At 40.9% G+C, this 20,107-nt stretch carries 5 protein-coding genes; all 5 read right to left on the bottom strand.

The features are described 5' to 3' along the window. Positions 1-115: 115 nt before the first annotated feature. The 5 genes from KIH23_RS13205 to KIH23_RS13185 all read right to left on the bottom strand — a co-directional run bounded on the left by KIH23_RS13205 (position 116) and on the right by KIH23_RS13185 (position 19,514). Positions 116-5,341, bottom strand: a complete 5,226-nt coding sequence (locus tag KIH23_RS13205) for a T9SS sorting signal type C domain-containing protein (protein WP_213213977.1) — start codon at positions 5,339-5,341, stop codon at positions 116-118. Between the two features lie 318 nt (positions 5,342-5,659). Next, positions 5,660-10,549 carry a T9SS sorting signal type C domain-containing protein gene (locus tag KIH23_RS13200; protein ID WP_213213976.1) on the bottom strand — a complete coding sequence of 1,630 codons (4,890 nt, stop codon included), beginning with the start codon at positions 10,547-10,549 and terminating at the stop codon, positions 5,660-5,662. 351 nt (positions 10,550-10,900) lie between these two features. Then, positions 10,901-11,230 carry a hypothetical protein gene (locus KIH23_RS13195; protein ID WP_213213975.1) on the bottom strand — a complete coding sequence of 110 codons (330 nt, stop codon included), beginning with the start codon at positions 11,228-11,230 and terminating at the stop codon, positions 10,901-10,903. 525 nt (positions 11,231-11,755) lie between these two features. Further along, on the bottom strand, positions 11,756-13,696 hold the full coding sequence (locus KIH23_RS13190) for a MopE-related protein (protein ID WP_213213974.1): 1,941 nt from the start codon (positions 13,694-13,696) through the stop codon (positions 11,756-11,758). Between the two features lie 289 nt (positions 13,697-13,985). Next, positions 13,986-19,514, bottom strand: a complete 5,529-nt coding sequence (locus tag KIH23_RS13185; protein WP_213213973.1) for a T9SS type A sorting domain-containing protein — start codon at positions 19,512-19,514, stop codon at positions 13,986-13,988. Positions 19,515-20,107 lie beyond the last annotated feature (593 nt).

Genomic DNA, 20,107 nt, shown 5'->3' with positions numbered 1-20,107 from the left:
ATCGATGAAATGCATTATTATTAACTTTATTATAAGTTATAACTTACAATTAAACATTGATATAAAAAAAAGCCCTGCGTCAAAACAGGGCTCATTTATAATAAGTAGAAGTGTATTAGTTAGCAACCTTGAGGGTTACAGTTTGATCATTATCTGATGTAATTTTGGCAATGAATACTTGCGTTTGAGAACCTGTATTGAGTTGAATCTCATGGGCATTAATTTTATCCTTTTCAAGAATCAATCTTCCGCGCAAATCATAAAGCTTAACTTGACGCATTAAAACCTTACCAGAGTTAATAATCAATTGCTGATTTTGTTTGTATGCAACAATAGAATTGGCATTAAATGCCGGTGCATCGGTTTTAAGCAAATTCACATATACGATTTCAAAACGATTATTAACATATCCGGCGGGAGTTGTAAAACTATATCCGCCTGTTTTTAAATCATGAATGGTATTGTTTAGGTTGTCTTTCAAGAAAATGTCTTGCGTAGTAGCAAAAACACCTTCAGCATGATCAATAGCAATCGTGTAATCTCCTGCTGTGGTTGCGTTAAAACTCAAAGGAACAACATCTGAAGGGTCCAACGGAAAAGATCTTCCCTGAATGGTGTAATCAACTTGATTAACCACACTATTCAACGCAATTGGACCATCGTTCAAGTATTTACCATCGTATAAATCAATTCCGGCAGTTGCTCCTGAATGATATCCTAAAGCCATCTGTGAAAAGGCTCCTGAAGCATTAGTGGCATTAAGCCATACTACATGGTGCTCATCAGTACTGGCATTTCTGAAAAACTGATTGTTGAAATTAGATACTCGCTGTGAATTGTTAAACGCTAACGAAGTTCCTGAGCCATTGGCTTCAACAAAAAACCCTTGACCGGTTTGAATAATTCCGTTTGGATTAAATACTTGAGCTTCACCGTTCGATACAAAAACACCGCCCGCCCATGAACAATAGGTCGGACTGGCCGCATTATTGGTTTTTCTCCAGAAATACAAAGTTCCGGTAATGTTGCTGTTCTCACTCACAAAAGTAGACATAGAAATAGGCGAAGGATATGGATTACCCACCAAGTTAAATCGATTACCCGCTCCAAAATCATCCATAGTTACATTGTAGGTTCCGTTGTGCGGGACACCTGTAAAAGAACCATTATATGCCGTTGGTATTGATGGTGTCCAGTTGTTGGGCATACGAATTAAATATCCTTTTGCATCAGCAAAGTTGGTCGTTAACGGGCTTGGCACCGCAACAAAAACATTACTTGGCGAGGTAGCATAAGTATAAAAACGATTCGTTAAGGTTTGCGGTGAAAAACTCAATAAATTTTGCCCTGAAACCGGTGATGACCACAAGGTATAATCTTGTCTGAGCAAAGCAGAACTGTTTCTTTTAACAATGATATTACCAGAATTGGCCGTTGTTGTATTTTGAATCAAATTGGCATTATTCTCAAGTGTAAAGCTACCACCGGTTACTGTTAAAGCTCCATCAATAGTTACATTGTAACCACTAGGAATATTAACCACACCACTGTTGACTGTAATTTTACAAGCGTTAATATTACTTGATGCAACATAATCTCCGTCAAAAACAACAGTTGATGTTGCAACAGGAGCACTGTTGTCCCATGCAGTACCTGACCAAGTTGTAGTTGGACCAACCGTTACCGTCACAGCACTGCTGGTAGCTGAACTAATTCCGTTTGCATCTTTCACCACAACTGTATATGCATTAGCACCCGATACACTTGTATCAGCCAATACTGATGCCGATGTTGTACTACCGGAAATAGCGCCCGACCATGCGTAGGTAAAAGCACCATCTCCAGAAGGATTCGCAACAAGTGTTGGAGCTGAAGCATCTTTACAGATTGAAATTCCTCCGCCACTGATACTTACTGTAGGGTCAGCCGAAGTTATTCCGGTAAAAGTTGATACTTGTCCTGCCGTTATATTAGCACCCGTGTAAGTTAAGGTTGTACCCGATAAAACACTTCCCCCGGTTTTAACCCAAGGATTGGTTGCTTGATTAAATGAACCATTGAGTTGTGCAGCTTTAATGCTACCCAATGTTCCGGTAACATCTGCAACTGTATTCAAATAAGTTCCGGTAACGGTAGCTGTGCAACCGGTAATACCAGATTGAGAAACTTTCCAAGAACGAGTCAAATAATGCGTCGTACTGCTGTTATCATCGTGTTTTTTGTCTTCTAAATTCACGCCTACATAAGCAGATGAAAAACCGCTTGCAGCTGTAACATTTACAGTTACCGGGCTGTACTCAAGTGTTGATGTGTTATCACCTATCGGATAAACAAAAGAACCCGTTGCGGTATATGTTTTTCTGAGCTCCCCCGAACCGTCAGCAACAATCATAGAGGTTGTTGAACCCGGCGAAGTAATAGTAGCAGCAGCTGCCATGGTTAAATGGTTGCTTCCTAAGACCAATAATCCGTCGGTTAAAGTAAGCTTATGACTAATAGCTGAACTTGCAGACAATGAAGCAAAATCATTTCCTATTGTGCCTGATTTGTTGATGACTAATTCAACTAGTCCGGTTTGTCCGGTAGTTTCAAAGTTTTTTGAGGCAGTTCCGAGCAAGTTGATGCGTGTGATCATATCTGTATCGCTTGCCGTTTCTGTTAATAATCCTCCGGTATGAGAGAAATCACCATAAACGTCTAACTGAGCATTCCGCGTGGCGGGTGTAATTGCTCCGGTAGAGTTACAGAAATTCAAAGTTCCGGTGCTTTGGTTATAATTACCATTAACAACAATTTTCTTTGATATGTTTGAAGTACCGTTTGAGTTGTCAATAATTAACGTACCGTTTGTATCAATAATTAAATCACCATTAACCGTTAATGTTGAAGCCGAAGTAGTCGAGTTTGACAAGCCAACAGTACCGGTTGTTGATATGGTTAAATTTCCTTGAATGGTCGGATTAGTTGCACCTGTTACCATATTAAAGGCTGACGCTCCATTAATCACAACATGACCAAAGCTTTCTGTAAATTCATTGCTGGCAATTGAAGCATCAATTTGCAAAGTTGAATTGGCATTCCAAGTTGCGGTTGGAATGGTTGCTGTAGCAAAATTTGAAATGTATTTTCCGCCTGAAGCAAAACTCAAATCTCCGGATGCTGTAATAGCTCCTGAAGAAGTTCTATTTAGTGTGCCGTTTACCGTTAATTCAATACCCGAAGATGAACTAAGAATATTAAAAACTGTAGTCCCGGCAACAACAAATGTTTTTCCGGTTGCCACTTCAACAGTTCCTGAACCGTTTGGAGTTATCGTAAAATTGACTGTATTGGCAAAACCGGTACTCTCAATTACTTTGGCTGTGTTTCCCACCATGCTGATCAAACAACCTGTAGCAGTTCCGGTTTCAGTGACTGTTCCGCCGGTATGGGTAAAGTTACCGGTACAGTTTAACAATCCATTAGCCGAACCACCGCTTAAGTTCAGGGTTCCTCCACTGATGGTGGTGTTTCCGGCAACGTTAACAGTAGCTATCCCTGAACCCGAAGTAAATACAAAATTTGAAGTGGCGCCAGAAATGGTTAAATCACCGGCAATATTAAGGGTAGCTGTAGTATTGGCTAACAACCTGACTTCTCTGCTTTGTGTATTTTGAATGCTTAAATTTCCGTTTATAGTAGTGAGTAAATTGGCAAAACTGATGTTAGCACCCGGGTCAGTTGTAAGATTAATGGTTAAATTACCATATGCATTATTGATTGGCAAAGTAGTATTGGTTCTGTTGATTTCAATGGTACTGCTGTTTCCGAAAACTTCAGTTCCGGCAAAAATGGTCGAAGCCCACGAACTTGTGTTTTGGTGTATATAAGTTGCACCGTTATCTATTTGAAAAGTAGTTGCACCCGCCAGAGTAACTGCTGTAGGAGCCACTAATGTTCCGCCACTCTCAATTTGCAATTTTGAACTAGTTCCTGATAAAGACCAAGCACCACTATTGGTCATGGTGTGACCATTTTGAATCACAAAGAAGGTTCCTGCTGTAAAATCAGCAGCCGTTGCATCGGTTCCTGAACCATCTCGTTTAGAGTTCCAATTAGCAGCCGTTTGCGAAGCTAAACTTCCTTTAGAATAGAATATATTTTTGGATGGAACTAATTCACCAGAAGCAGTAATGGTAGCTCCTAACGGAAAACCAGTAAACTGAACTTTGAGCAATTGAGCTGCAATCAAACCACCGGTTCCCACCTGAATTTTACCCTCAGAAGCTGTTCCGGTTGAACCTCCGGTTCCGGACCAACCATCAATGGTTAGTATAAAAGTACCCCAAGTGGCAGCACTACTGTTAGCAAAGGTTAAAGTATGAACACCTGTTCCCAATTTAATCGATGAATTGGCATTTAAACTAGCCACACCCAAGGTTTCATTGAATCCGGTAGTGGCCCCAGTGCTGAAAGTTCCTCCGTTGAAGTTGATGGGCGAACCATTGGCAATTCTATCAGCGGCGGCAATTTCTAACGTACCACCACTAAGTGTTGTAGTTCCCGTATAGGTGTTATTCCCTGAAATGGTAAGTTTACCCGTTCCTGTTTTGGTGATGGCCAAGTTGGCCGCTGTAGTAGCAGACATAACCCCAGAGTATGAATTGTCCGTGTTACCGCTACCTACAGTAAAAATATCTGCCGTTGAAGAATTGATTAAATTTCCTGAACCTGTCAACTCAGCAGCTGAAGCTGTAAATGAATTAACATCTAAATTCCCTGAAGTCAAATCAAGAACTCCGCTGATGGTTGTGTTGGCACCTAGCTTGGTTGTTCCCGATGATATCTGCAAATCATTAAAAGCTGTAAAAACTGTAGCTGGTAAGGTATTAGTTGCTGTCAATACTACCAAGCCCGTTCCGGTGGTAAAAGTATTGGCTCCTGCATTGTTCAACACAAAACCGGTACAACTAAGTGTTCCGCCATTGGTCATAACAATTGAACCTCTGCGGTTTGCATTACCGGAATTTCCTAAACTAACGGTTCCAGACACGGTCAATGATGAGCCGCTATTAAAGCTCAAAGTACTAACGGTATTGCTCACAGGCCCAACGGTAATTGAAGAACATGCAAAAGTTCCGTTGACTGTAATGGTGTGACCAGAAACAATAACTACGGTATCATTTGAATCAGGAACACCATCAGCATCTGTACCACTAACTCTTGTCCAGCTTCCTGACGCTGACCAGTTACCGGTAGCTTGAGAATTAAAAGTAGCTTGGGCTTTAGCAGCTTGCATTGAAAGCAATACAAGCAAAAATAATGTGATTTTAAATAAAAAAAGATTGGCTTTTGTTTTCATAAGTTTTCTAACAATAGGATTGAACAAAGGTATGTTCACCATTTTAAGCCTTGCAAATTAATTAGTTATACAGACCGATAAATCCGATAAAAGTCAATTTGAGCCTCAAAACGATGAAAACCATTTTAACCATCAAACCTATGCTTATTTAAATAAAAATCCGATTAAAACACACAAATAATCGACAAAATACACAATCAAGGAGATTAATTAAAGTTAAAGACTACAAAATAAAAATGTATCCCTCTTTGATTTGATTGCATCAAAAAAGCCTCTGCTTGAGGCAGAGGCTTCTGTATGTTTAAAAATAAAAGCGATTTAATTCATTACTTTCTTAGTAACAGATTGTCCGTTTTCAGAAGTAATTTTGACCAATAACACTTGGTGTGTTGAAGGAATATTCAAAACAGCCTTAGAAGCGTTAATAGAAGAAGACTGAGCAATTAATCTTCCTCTGATATCAAACACCTCAACTTGAGCCATTTTAATAGCTCCAGAATCAATATTCAATTGATTGTTGTGGGTGTAGGCAATAACTTGATTGGCTGCTAAATCATGAGGATTCACATTGAGTAAATTTTCAAACACCAATTCAAAACGAGTATTATCAACTCCGCCTGCAGTTGTAAATGTATAAGCTCCGGTTCTTAAATCGTGAACGGTAGCCGTTAAATTATCTTTCAAGAAGATATTGTGCTCATTAATAAAGAAGCCATCTACATGATCAAGTGCTATACTGTAGTCACCCGGCAATTCTGATTTAAATCCTAAAGCAACACTATCAGTTGATTCAAATGGTAAAGCACGTCCTTGAATAGCATACTCAGCACCGTTGATCAAACTCGTTAATGCGTTTTGACTGTCATTCAAGAAAAGACCATCAATCATGTTGTCAACTCCGGAAGTAGCATTCTCCATGTATGAAACCATCGTTTGACAAGCAATACCCGAAGTGTTACTCATATTTAACCAAATGCGGTTGCGCTCAATCTCGTTGGTTCTAAAGAAAAGATTCCCGTTGTTGGTAATACGCATTCCATTGGTAAAGTTGAGTGAAGTTCCTGACCCAGATGTTTTAACAATAAAACCTTGACCAACATTAATCACCCCATTTGGCGTTAAACCAAGCGGATCACCAGAACCCGGTGTTCCAACTCCACCTGCTAACGTATAAGTAGCATATGATGGATTAGCGCTGTTGTTGGTTTTTCTCCAGAAATACATCGCATCAGCTAAACTGTTTCCGGCAATGAACAAATCAGCATCAATGGTTGACGGATACGGATTACCCACAGCATAATACTGATTATTATTTAAGCTGGTTAAACTGTAGTTACCATTGTGCATAGCGGTTCCGGTAAAGGTACCATTCCAAACGGTTGGAGTAGCCGGATGATTGTTCGGCAAACGAATCAAATAACCCGTTGCATCGGCAAAATTTCCGGTTGCTGAAGTAGCCACATATTGACCGGCTGTTCCGGCTGAACCATCAAAAGTATAAAAACGAGTTGACAATGTTTGCGGTGAAAACGCTTGCAATTGTTGCCCATCAACCGGTGATGACCACATTACATAATCTTGACGCATCAAAGTAGCAGTATTGCGTTTTACAACAGCAGTTCCGCTTCCGGTATTTGAAACATTATTGGTTTGTTTTAAGTTGGCGTTGTTTTCAACGGTAATAGTTCCGCTGTTGGCAATGGCATCTGTAACGGTTAAGTTGTAACCTGATTTTACAGTTACCGAAGCACCTGAAGCTACCGACATTCTGTTGGCAGCAGCCGTAGCTGAAATTTCAGGATACAAACTAGCTGATGGAATAATCGCATTGATACTTGCACTCGGAACACCTTTTGACCAGTTGCCCGAAGTTGCCCAATCAGTGGTTGATGCACCAGCTGTCCAAGTAGTTGCGGTTTCGCCTAATTGAAAATCACCATAACCGGTCAAGCCAGTTGCTTTAGTAGAAGTGCTGGTTCTGGTGCTTACCGTTGCGCTGGTCCAAGTTGGATTTACATAACTACTCACTCCAAAAGCAGCAGTAATAGCACCACTATCCACATCACCGGCCACAAAGTTAAAAGTAGCATCATAGCTTCCGCCGGTAACACCTGAATTGGTTAATGTATAAGTTCTGTTTACTGAAAAAGAAGGATCAATATCTGAAGAACTAATTTGTGCGTGATCTCCGGCCGTTGTATAAGCAACTACATTACCCGCGCCAGTTACTCCAGAATAATCTAAAGTTACCGGAGTATAGTTTGAACTGTCGCCAATTTCAAAAGTTCTTGAATTGGTTCCGGTTGGGATGTTTTTTTGGAGGTTACCTCTTACCCATCCGCTCGGATTAGCGGTAACATTATTACCGGTAGGAATAATTAATTTAAAAGAGTTTGTTACCAACTGTGCATTCAACGTCAAGTTGTTGTTTACAGTCATATCATTGGCCAAACTCACCGTTCCGCCACTTGTTTTATTTACAAATAAATAATCAAAAGTAGCAGCTCCAATGGTAGTTACTGTTGAAGTTCCTGAACCTTGAAAGAATACGGCTCTGGTGTTAGAAGCATATGAACCATTGGTTTTGGTATCCCAGTTACCGTTTAAGTATATATCACCACCAATGGCCGATGACAAAGTTAAAACACTGGTTCCTGATGTATTTCCGCCAATGACTAAGTTTCCGCCCACCGTTAATTTATTGGTCGTGGCACCCATGGTCAATGAACCTGCACTGGCTGCACCCACAACACCTAAGTTTAAGTTTCCGGAAATAGCTCTATCAGCAAAACCGTTGGCTGATAAATCTACCGTAGTACCGTTTTGTATTTGAACGTTGTTCGGATAACCCGCTCCGCTGGTAGCGCTCCATTCGGTTCCGCGACCATAAGTTCCGCCTGAGTTGTATATTAAGGTAGAAGAAGAACCATAAGTTGGCGCATTAGTATTCACAAAACCACCTGAATTAATTTGCAATGAGGTGACAATATTTGAAGCCGAACCAAAATTAACTCCACCCGCCAGAGTGACCGTTGGGAAGTTAACAGTTCCTGAGACTGTTCCAGTTCCTGCAAAAGCTACCGGACCAGCCGTAGCCGTAAAATCACCTGAGGTTGCAGCAACTGTACCGCCCGATGACACAGTTAATGTTTTAGAATTCAAATCTAATTTACCCGCAGTAAGCACCACGCTGGCTGTTGTACAGTTGTTGGTTAAAGTTACCACATTGGCTGGAGAAGTTCCTGAATTGTTTATGGTCAAACTAGCTACCGTAGCAGGCAAACCGGTACCGGTAGTTTGGTTGGCTGTACCATTATATACGTAGTTGGCACCCGTGTTGAAATTTCTTGTAGTTGTTCTGATGGAACCTGTAGCTGTTGAGGAGTAAATTCCATCTGCATTTGCGGTTCTAAGTGTTCCGCCACTGGCCACAGTGAAAGTTCCTGCTCCAGTTATAAATGAAGTTCCCATATCTACAGTAGAACCTGAAACAACCGTTAGCGTACTACTAGAGGCAACAGATATGCTCCCTGTACCTGCGGTTGAAATAGTCTGAATTCCTGTTCCATTTATATTAGTATTAGTTGATGACGGATTTATCACTAACGCCGCACCGTTACCCACCGAAATATTTCCTTTTATACTTGCGACAACTGTGGTCATACCTAGATTAAATGTACCTGAATTAATCGTCAAATCATAAACGGTTAACCCAGCAGTTCCAGTTGCATTTACAGTTCCTGTTCCAGAAAATGTAATATTTCCGTAAGTCCTCCCTGAAAACGAAAATCCATTACCGTTAGCCTGATTATTTACATAATTGCTTCCTGAATTAAAAACTACAACTGACGCTGGTTGAGTTTTCTGAAAAGGATTTGAACCAGCAAAGTGATTAAATGTAGATCCGTTAGCAAAAACAACACTATTTGCTGTGCCATTTCCGAATACATTTCCATTGTTGAAGGTGTTTTGAGTAAAAGATGCGCCTGATGCAAAGGTAATCCCTGATGCATCTGCTGCAGTCAATACGTGGGCAGTATTTACAGAAACACCAGCAAACGTCATTGAACCAGAAATGGCTCCAGTAGCTCCAGTAGCTACGTTGATACTTTGAACCGCATTACTCAAAACATTCAGTGATGAACCGGCAGCTACAGATAAATCTGCGCCTGTTACATTATTACCAATAGTTAATGCAGCAGCTGTCGAAGTAGCAAATGTCACATTGGTGTTGTTAGAAATCAACAAACCACCAATGGTTTGTGTTGTTGGAACACTATTAACCGTTGTAGTCGCTCCGTTGTTAAACAAAAGTACATCGGTGGCTGCCGGTGTAGTTCTGGTGGGTGTCCAGTTGGCCGCCGTGGCCCATGAAGCGGTTCCGGTTTGGTTCCAAGTATATTGTGTAGGCAAAACGGTGTAGGTGTAATTGCTACCGCCGTTGTTGTTGATGTTGATGGTGGCTAAGTCAGCATCAGCTCCGGTAATCGAAGCTGGCGTTCCTGATGAAAATACATAATATGAAACGTTGGCTCCTGCTGCTTGTGCAGGAATGGTTCCGGTATATGTAGTTCCAGAACCGGTTAGCTGTACTACTGTAGAAGTTGAATAATTGTTAGTGGTATAACGCATCCAAATACCTTGTCCTGTAGCCAACGACCCGCTTAATGTTGCAGTAACTGTAACCGAACTAATTGAGTTGACCGCAGACGCAATTGGAGACTGAGAAACCCCTGTAATTGTTTGAATAGCTCCTTGAATTTCATAAGCTACAATGGTAGATGAACCCGGAGCTCCTGAACCTCTGGTTTTGAAAACCACATTACTTGAAGCATTGGCAATGTTCAAATAATAGGCTTTTCCTGAACCAGTTACTTGAAGCGTTGTTACTGCTCCTGTAGTTAGCAAAATATCCGAAGCACCATTAGGTTCATAAGTAGTACCTCCTGATGTAGCACTATACATACGAAAATACTGATTCCCAGTACCATTTGGAGTTGTCGTATGAATATTGGTCCCGACAATGGTTCCGAATGATGCTGCACTTCCTTGTGACCAATTGTTCGGATTGGCATAGTTTCCACTTGAAAAATAAACGGGTGACTGTGCGTTTGTCGTTTGAAAAGTCATAAGAAGAATCATGACAACTACCCATTGAACATTCAGAGCCATGTCAATTAGCTTTGATTTTTGTAATAGTTTTTTCATAGTTTGGGTTTTAAATATTTTCTCTTAATTAATGCGATTAAGGTTGAATTGAAAGGGTTGGGTTGGACTCGCAAAGTTAAAGCAAACAATAGAATTTTTAATGAAGATTTTTAAAATTATGAAAATCCACATAAAACCCGACCAGCTGTTGCTTTTAACAAGAATAAAAACAAAAAAAGAACAATGTTTTTAAGAAATAGACAAAAAAAACAAAAATTTCACAACAGATTCTCGCGCTTGTCCAAAAAATAACTCGCTGAAATTAAGCACAAACAGTCTTGAAATAAAAAGTGAAAGCCTCCCTTGACGAAGGAGGCTCTCTGAGTTAACCTAACTATGTTAAAAATAAAACTATGCGATGTTTGAACCGTATTGTGAAGCTTTTTTCAACAATACTTTAATCAACAAACGATTTGGAGCAATTCCTGAAGTAATCATTTGTTTTTTAGCGGTGTTCTCTTTGGTGATTACACCGTTGGCAGTTTGTTTGGTCATCATAAACCATGAAACCATGTTCATGTTGCTGTTTGACTCAACTGCTGAAGTTGATGCAGTAGTTTGTGCAGGAACTTCAATGGTAGTTTGTGCAAATGCATTTGAAGATGAAACCAACATAACGGCAACTACCAATAACATTTTCACGTTTACTGAAGCGGCGATGGTGTTGATGATTGATTTCATAATTCTGTGTGTTTGTTGTTTCATTTGTACATGACAAACTTATGACCAACACGCCGGCTACTGAAATATTTTCGGTCAACAACACCAAAACTCGTTAAAGCAGCAAAAAATCAAAATCTCGTGCCATTCGCCCAAAAAAACGTGCAGTTTATAGACCCTTTTATGATTCTAATGCACTTAATCGCACTCTTTTATACTTTTTAAGACAAAAAAAAGCGCAAAATTACCTTTAGATTCAATAATGATATAAAATAAGATGGGGTTTTGGGCTGTAATATTTCTATTCTCTATTTAATAATGTATTCTGTGGCAAAATGCATCGAAGAAAAAAAAATGCCACAGAACTTGTGACAAAAATGACTTGAGAAAAAAATTTGTCACAACTTTTGTGACAAAATAAAACAAAACTTATTTTTTGTCACAGAATTCTGTTGCAATAAAAACCAAATACAACAGCAACTCAGTATCTATTTCAAAAAAAAAGCCTGATTTTAATTTCAGGCTTTTTTAAAAGGTTTTACAACATCATCTCTTAATCATTCGAATTGTTTTTACTTGATCAGACTGCTTCATGACAACCTGATAAACACCCGAAGGATAATTTTGTCCGATATGAATATTGTGATCGTTATTATTTGACACAGTTAAGTTTTGCATTTCTCTACCTAACATATCGTATACATATATATAGATAGGATCTAAAACTTCTTCGGTTATCTGCAGTTCAAAATGATCTTCAAACGGATTCGGAAACAACTTAACATCGCTTAAATCTGAATCAGCCCGAGTAAGCCTTGTTGCGGTGGGCAGAATGTTTAAAGTACAGATTTCTCTGCCGGGCACATAACTATTATTATACAAAACATCAATTCTAATCGTATAATTGGTTCCCGGCATGGGTCCGCCCGGAATATCGTGAATACTGAACTGAGTTGAAGTTGAAATAATCTCTCGTGATTGAACACCATTGTTCAGCACAAATTTATATCCTTGAGCACCTACAACCGGTAGGATAAAAATACTGGTCCACAAATTATTGGTGCTACTGCCACAACTGGGCGACGTTACTCTTGAAACCCCGGGCGTTGGCGGTGTTATAATATTGCAGGGGGTTCCGTAATCAGAATCCGGCAACCAAGTGCCATACATTTGCAATAAAACATCAATGGTATAGGTAACTCCGAAGCTCAAACTAGCAGCGCCCAAATTGACCAAATTAAAATTATTGACCGGGCTGTCAAAGGTACCCACCAAAGTAGAACCTTGTTTAACTCTAAATCGGTAGGCCGTTGCACCGGGAATGTTATAACAAAATATGGTGTTCCATATATTGGTCAAAACTGTTCCACATGCCGGATTACTTATGGATGTTGAATTGGGAACAGGCGGAGTTGTGACTGAACATGTTTGCCCGTATGCACGCCAATAGCCGCCTAATTTAGCAGCAACTCGAACCGTATTATGGGTATTGGTTGATGAATAGCTAACTCCGGGTGATAAATTGAGTAAATTAAATTGATTACTGGTTGCATCATAAGTTGATACTCTGTTGTTATTGGTTACCTCAAATCGATATCCCTGAGCTCCCGCTATTTGATTTGCAAAAAGGGTGTTGCTTAAATTAGCCAAAGTAACCCCGCAACTTCCACTTGATAACTTGGTCGTTGACATAACTTCATCAATTTGTCCGTCGCAGTTATCATCTTTGCCATTGCCCATTATTTCTACAGCATTGGGATTTATTTTCGGATTGGTATCATCACAATCAGCACCTATATAACTAATTAAATATCCACTGGGAATTGAAGCTCCGTAACATACATTTACTCTGGGCATACCATTGTCATATCCGTCAGAGTCAGCATCTGTAAACAAGAGTGCAGTTCTCCACTTTGTGCTATCGGAAGGAGCACAATCAGTATCATTGGTTGAAGTTCCTGCGGGCTGTCCGGTACATGATACTGAAGCAACGCCGGTTCCGTAACCATCGCCGTCTGAGTCAGCATAATAATTGGTTCCGGTGCTTACAGAAATATAAATCGTTTTGGCAGTAAAACCACAAGGGTTAATAATGGTTACCGTGTAGTTGCCAGAAACAGAAGCCGTAGGTGTTCCTGATATGGTTCCGTTTGAGATGTCAAAATTCAAACCATCGGGCAAATCAGGATTAATATTGTACGAAGTGGCCGCGGTACCATTGTACGTTAAAATATTGGGGGCAATTGGAAGTCCGGTGCAATAAAAGGCACTGTTGACGGTATAACTCATAGATGATGGAACTACACAAGCAAGATTTACCGCTAAATTTTGCGAAACTTGTGCCTTGACCAGAAAAGGCAAACCCAAAATGAGAAAGATAATTAATCTTTGAAAATGATTGTTTTTTCTATTTTGGTCATTGAACTTGTTGCAGATATCAAACAAGTAAATCAATTTATCAATATTTGTCATCACTGATGAATTCATTGGGGAAACAGTTACAGAACCCTGATTTAAACAGATTAAAACTATTTTAACCTACTCAAATCTAGTAGATTATTTTTTTATCAGATCATAATTGATGATCAAAAAAAAGCAACTTATTAACAATTTCAAAAACGCTAAGGCAAGAAAAAAAATTCTTCTTTTATTTAAAATAACCTACAATAGCAAGTCTTAACAACATCAGCTGGAAAAACCCAAAGAGCAGGCATTAAAAAATGTTAAAAAAAGCCTTCCCAAAAGAGAAGGCTTTTTAAAAACCAATAATCAATAATTACCTTTTGACAAGTCGTAAGGTTTTGACATTTTCTCCTTGCGTGACTACAACATTGTATACGCCAGAAGGGTATTTTGAACCGATGTTTAATTCAGACAACAAATTCAAACTAGTTGTTTGTGCCTCAACCTGTCTGCCTAATAAATCATATACCGTTAACTGGATTGAGTTACTGTCGGTTGATTTTACATCGAATTTAAAACTGTCTGTAAACGGATTCGGATAAGCTTTTACATCAAACTCTTGAACAATTTGATCGGTTTGTCTGGCTACTGTTGCCGATGGCGAAACCGTGATATCACAGGTCTGTACCCCTTGAACATAGCTACCGTTGTAAAGCACATCAACACGAATGGTATAAGTAACTCCTGATGTTGCGCCTCCGGGTAAATTCATTAAGCTAAAAACACTATTTGGCGTAATATATTCACGTGAGCTAACCGGATCTGTTGAAGTAACTACAAATTTATATCCTTGCGCACCAATGACTTGTTGGGCAAAAATAGACGTCCATTTGCGATTGATGGTTGCTCCACAAGAAGGGTTGATTACTCTAGACAAGGCTGGTGTTGGCGGTGTTGAAATAGTACAAACGTTTCCGTATTCGGTGTCTGGTCGCCATTGTCCATCTATTTTAATCAATACATCAATGGTATAGGTTGTGGCAAATGAAATATTTGAAACACCAAGATTTACCAAACTGAATCGGTTAACAGGACTATCATAAGTACCCACAACTGTGGCACCATTTCTAACTCTAAATCTGTACGCAGAAGCTCCTGCCACTTGATTACAAAATATTGAATTTGAGATATTGCTTAACGTAGCTCCACAAGCCGGAAGCGTCACATAAGAACCATGCGGCACAGCCGGAGTGGTTACCGAACACGGCAAGCCATAAGCTCTCCAGAAACCACCTAACTTAACTGAAACACGCACCGTGTATGTGGTGGCAAAAGCAGCTCCGCCCGGCAAATTAAGCAAGCCAAAACTATTGCCCGAAGTTTCAATCTGACGATCAACATTGGCATTTGAAACTTTAAAACGATATCCTTGAACCGGACCGGTATGATGTACATGTCCTGCCAAATTGTAGGCAAAAAGGGTATTTGAAATATGTTGAAGGGTAGCACCGCAACTTGATGAAGTCAAGTATGAAGTTGGCATGTCCTCATCAATAATTCCATCACAATTATCATCAATATTGTTACCCATAACCTCAGAGGCGTTAGGGTTTACTGTTGCGAGTGAATCATCACAATCAGTTCCGATGTTGGTTTTGGTATAACCCGCCGGAGTAGCCGAGCCATAACACAACATAACTTGCGGAAATCCGTTGTTGTATCCATCACCATCGGCATCAATATAAAACATACCGGTTCTCCAGATACTACCGTTGGCAGCATCGCAATCTGTGTTATTGGTTACATAGCCTGTTGGTGTACCCAAACAAGTTTGAACAGATACAGCAGCATCGCCAAAACCGTCGTTATCAGCATCTGCATAATAAGTTGTATTGTTATTGACTACGATTGTTAATGTAGTGGCAATATTACTCACACATTGACCAGAATCCGGAATAAAAGTATAAGTTGTTGTGGTGGTATTGTTTAATTCGGGGGTCCAATAACCGGTAATTCCGTTTAATGAAGTTGTTGGCAAAGCCGATAAAACATCGCCCGAACAAATTGCTGCCACCGGATCAAAGGTTGGCGTAATGGCCGGATAAACGGTGATTTCCATGGTGGTTGACACAGCGCATTCGCCCACATTTGGCGTAAATGTATACACCGTTGTTGCTGTATTATTTAGTGCCGGTGACCAACTTCCGCTGACCCCATTTAAAGAACTCGTTGGCAAAGCGGCCAAAGAAGCTCCTTCGCATATCGGATTTACTTGATTAAAAGTAGGTGTAACAATAGGATGAACAACTATTTGCATGGTTGTTGGCAAAGCACATTCGCCGGCGTTAGGCGTAAACGTATAGGTTGTAGTTTGCAAATTATCAAGTGCCGGCGACCAGGTTCCTGAAATGCCGTTATCAGAAACCGTTGGCAACTCTGACAATACAGCTCCAACACAGATTGGGCTAACCGGAACAAAAGCCGGAACAACTTTTTGATTAACCGCCAATAGTTTACTCACTGTGGTTGGCCCACACGAACCTCCGGCAGCCACCAAAGTTAAATTGACAAGTGCAGGTGCATTAGCCGCAGCCGTATAAGTAGCAGTCTCAGGCGTAGTACCAGAATTGTTGCTGAAAGTTCCTCCTGCTCCGCCATCGTTCCAAATAGCTGAAGTGGCACTACCGCCAAATGAACCGCCTAACACAGTTGTTGTTTCACCTTGACAAATTGCACTAATAGCCCCTCCGGCATCAACAATTCTGTTGGCATTTACGACCAAAGTTTTACTGGCCGAAACTGCTTGACACAAACCACCACTAGTGGTTAAAGTCAAAGTTACCGAAGCCGGAGCATTGCTTGCAGCTGTATAAGTTGTTGTACCGGGTGTTGCACCTGAATTATTGGTAAAAGTACCTCCGGCACCTGCATCATCCCAAATAGCTGCTGTGGCACTTCCGCCAAATGAACCACCAAGAGCAGCTGTTGTATCGCCTTGGCAAACCGCAGCAACAGAACTTCCTGCATCAACCGTTGCGCTTAAATTGGCCGTTACGGTCAACATGCGTGGAGCTACATAATCAACAGCCAACGTTGGTGAATTACTTCCGTTTCCAAAGCCAAAGAAGTTGTAATCAGCTGTACCGCCTCGGTGTAAACCAACCGCTAAATATCCCGGTGATGAAATTCTATTTTGAATATCAGTTCTGGCAGATGAATTTAATGTCAATACAACCGAACCGGTATTGCTCCATGTAGCAGCGCTATAACTGGTCCCGCTTCCGCTGGCATTGTATAAACTACTGGCTGTAGCCGAAGTTGGGTCAGTATTTCCTAAAGCACGCACATTATTGGTAGCACCGCTCACCGTGGCCGAATTGTTATTCACCAAAGTTAGCGTAGCTGAACTAATGCTAGCCCCTGCAGGCAATGAACTCAAAGGAAATTTAATGTATCCGCGCAATGAACCAGAATTACACGTAATGTTTCCGCTGGTTTTTGTACTGCTGGATGTAAATCCGGTATTGTTGGTTCCTGATATTGGATTGATGTTGATGCTTTGAGTTGGGCTCGTGCTTCCGCATGAATTGCTGGCCACCACTGAAATATTTCCGGTTCCGGCAGAACCTGCCACAACATCAATTGAAGTAGTTCCTTGTCCGTCGGTAATTGTCCATCCAGAAGGAACCGTCCATGTATAAGTAGTAGCGTTGGCAACTGCTGCCACACTATAGGTTGTTGTCTCGCCTGTACAAACCGTTGTAGCACCGGTAATGTTTCCGGGAGCTGCCGGAGCCGCAGGGCTCACCACAATGGTATAAGTTGCTGTGGCCACACTACACGGACTATTGGTAACGGTCATGGTTAAAGTAACTGTATTACCGGCATCACCGGCTGCTGATGTATAAGTAGGTGTGAGTCCGGTACCTCCAGAGGTAATTGAGCCCGCTCCATTTTCTGTCCAAGAAATCGTTCCGTTTGAAGCAGAAGCACCGCTAACGGTAGCTGCTGTTCCGGGGCAAATAGTTTGTGTTCCACCTGCTGAAGCGGTAGGCGCCAACTTGATGGTAACAATCATCGAATCTGATACTGCATTACAAGGTCCGTCAGGGTCATTTGTGGTTAATGTTAGGGTTATATTTCCGCCAGAATTTAATTCTGTAGCTGAGGGTGTGTAAACTGCGTTTAAGGTATTGTTATCAGGACTAAAAGTTCCTGAACCACCCGACCAAGTTCCTGAAGTAGCACTTCCGCCTATTGAGCCTGCTAATGTTACATTAGGATTTGTCGCGCAAACCGTTTGATCACCGCCGGCACTAACTGTAGCCGCAGGGTTAACCGTAACAGAATAGGTTGCTGTTGCTGATGCACACGGACTATTAGATACTGTCATCGTTAAAGTCACTGTATTGCCAATATCACCTGCCGCTGGGGTATAAACCGGCGTCAGTGTACCGGCACCCGAAGTGATTGATCCGGCTCCGTTTTCGGTCCATGAAATGGTTCCGTTTGATGAAGATGCTCCGCTCACGGTAGCTGTACTTCCGAAACATATGGTTTGTGCACCTCCGGCAATGGCTGTAGGTTGTGCATTAACAACTTGCGTTTTGGCAGCCGAAGTGGTTCCGCATGAACCTCCTGAGGTTGTCAAAGTTAAAGTAGCCGAACCTGAATAATTGGCCGGTGGTGTCCAAGTTGCATTGAGTGTTGTATCATTTGGATTAAAAGTTCCTCCGATACCACCATCGCTCCAAGTTCCGCCTGTAGCGGTTCCACCAACAGAGCCGCCCAAGGCTGATGAAGTTCCACCTATACAAATGGCGCTTAAAGCTGAGCCTACACTTACCGTTGGGGCATTAACCGTAATTGTAGCTGAACCATCGGTAAACGATGAAGTTCTCATGGTTCCGGAAGCTTCGGCAATGCTCACCAAAGTATAATTGGTGGTGGTTGATGGGTTTGCAAAAGCATTAAAAGCTGTTCCTGAAGTAACATTGGTCGCTGTTCTATCGGCAGTTCCATCATTGTATACTACGGTGAATGGTCCAGCGCCTGCACTAGTTGTAACGGTCAACTGACCTGTTCCGCCTGAGCAAATTGTATTTCCTGAAAAAGCGGATACTTGGGGCGTAGCCATTCCTTTTACGGAAATATTATCTAGGGTAATGCTTCCGGTACTTCCGACATAAGCAAACTTCATATCCGATAAGGTTCCGTTTGTTGTTTCTACTACAACGTCGTTGTATACGCGTGTAGTTCCCACCCAAAAATCTATACGATCATTGGCTATAGTTTCAGTATTTCCGTTTGGAGCAAGATAAGAAAGCGTACCTCCGGAATTATTCATCACCCAAGTAATGGCATAAGTAGTTCCTACTGTAAAGTTGCTTGACGTATTTGCATTTGAAACATCGTTAAACCTAAAACTTGTAGTTCCTCTAAAATCAATGGCCATTTGGGCATATGTGTTCGCGTCAGACTCAATACCGTTGGTTGCAGCATTGTAGCCGCTGCCTATTTGCCATCGGGCAGTTGTTGCCGTGTTACCGCTTGGTGTTCCGCTTACCGTCAAATCAAACTCATAAACCAAAGCCGTTGGGGTCGTGCTAAAGTTGGTTGATCGGGTAAAACTAGTGGTGCTGTTGCCGCGTGTAAAGCGAAGTGCACCAGAGGTAATCGTTGCCGTGCTCGTACCTGCTGTGGTAATGGCATTGAACTGCCCGGCATCTGGCGCCGAACTGTTGATGTAGTTTGACAGCGATGTAGACGAACTGAAATCTTGCGAAAACAGCGTCTGTGCCTGCACCGATGAAAAGTTCATCAGCACCATAAAAAACAGCCCGAAAAAGAACAACTCTTTCAGCTGACTGTTTTGTGTTAATAATTTAGTTTTTGTGTTCATGCTCTTTTTGTTTTGGGATTATTATTGATTGCTTGATTTTGGGCAATAAAATGAAACGTCACGATGCTCATGCATGTGAAGCCGGATATTTTATTTAAGGGAATTATTTTAGGTCAGAGAGAGCAACCTAAAATGTTGTAGTTTTTGAAAGTAAATTTTTGTCATACGCTTTTGCTTTTTAGTGATTTGGTTAAGGGGCGATTTAGTATTCTAGGTTGAACGTATTAACTTTAAATGATAATCTACCTTACAAATTTGAATCAGTTTAATGACTCTTGAAAAGAAAACCGATAAAAGCGCCAAAAACTCGATTAAAAAACAGGAGTTTGCTTTTTATCTGCTTTTTTATGCTTTTGAACTAGAGCTCTTTTTTAAAAACACCAGCGCTCAATGCAATATATTAATTATCAACAACATAAAAGCCCGCTCAAATGAGCGGGCTTTTATGTGAATTTTGAATAATATTATTAAAACGGATAGAACGCAAAAATGAAGTTGTTTGAGTTGGCCTCCCAGATTACATAATCTGAGCTATCAACTAATCCATCTCCGTTCAAATCTGTAGCAAAAACTCCAAACGCAAAATTGTTTGA

The sequence above is a fragment of the Flavobacterium sp. CYK-55 genome, from assembly GCF_018413465.1.
GTDB lineage: Bacteria > Bacteroidota > Bacteroidia > Flavobacteriales > Flavobacteriaceae > Flavobacterium.
The sequence above is the reverse complement of the archived record's forward strand: the minus strand, read 5'-3'. Positions and strand labels throughout refer to the sequence as shown.

Excerpts from the sequence above, each read along its gene's own strand:
- KIH23_RS13205 (WP_213213977.1), bottom strand. The coding sequence starts at position 5,341 with ATGAAAACAAAAGCCAATCTTTTTTTATTTAAAATCACATTATTTTTG.
- KIH23_RS13200 (WP_213213976.1), bottom strand. The coding sequence starts at position 10,549 with ATGAAAAAACTATTACAAAAATCAAAGCTAATTGACATGGCTCTGAAT.
- KIH23_RS13195 (WP_213213975.1), bottom strand. The coding sequence starts at position 11,230 with ATGAAATCAATCATCAACACCATCGCCGCTTCAGTAAACGTGAAAATG.
- KIH23_RS13190 (WP_213213974.1), bottom strand. The coding sequence starts at position 13,696 with ATGAATTCATCAGTGATGACAAATATTGATAAATTGATTTACTTGTTT.
- KIH23_RS13185 (WP_213213973.1), bottom strand. The coding sequence starts at position 19,514 with ATGAACACAAAAACTAAATTATTAACACAAAACAGTCAGCTGAAAGAG.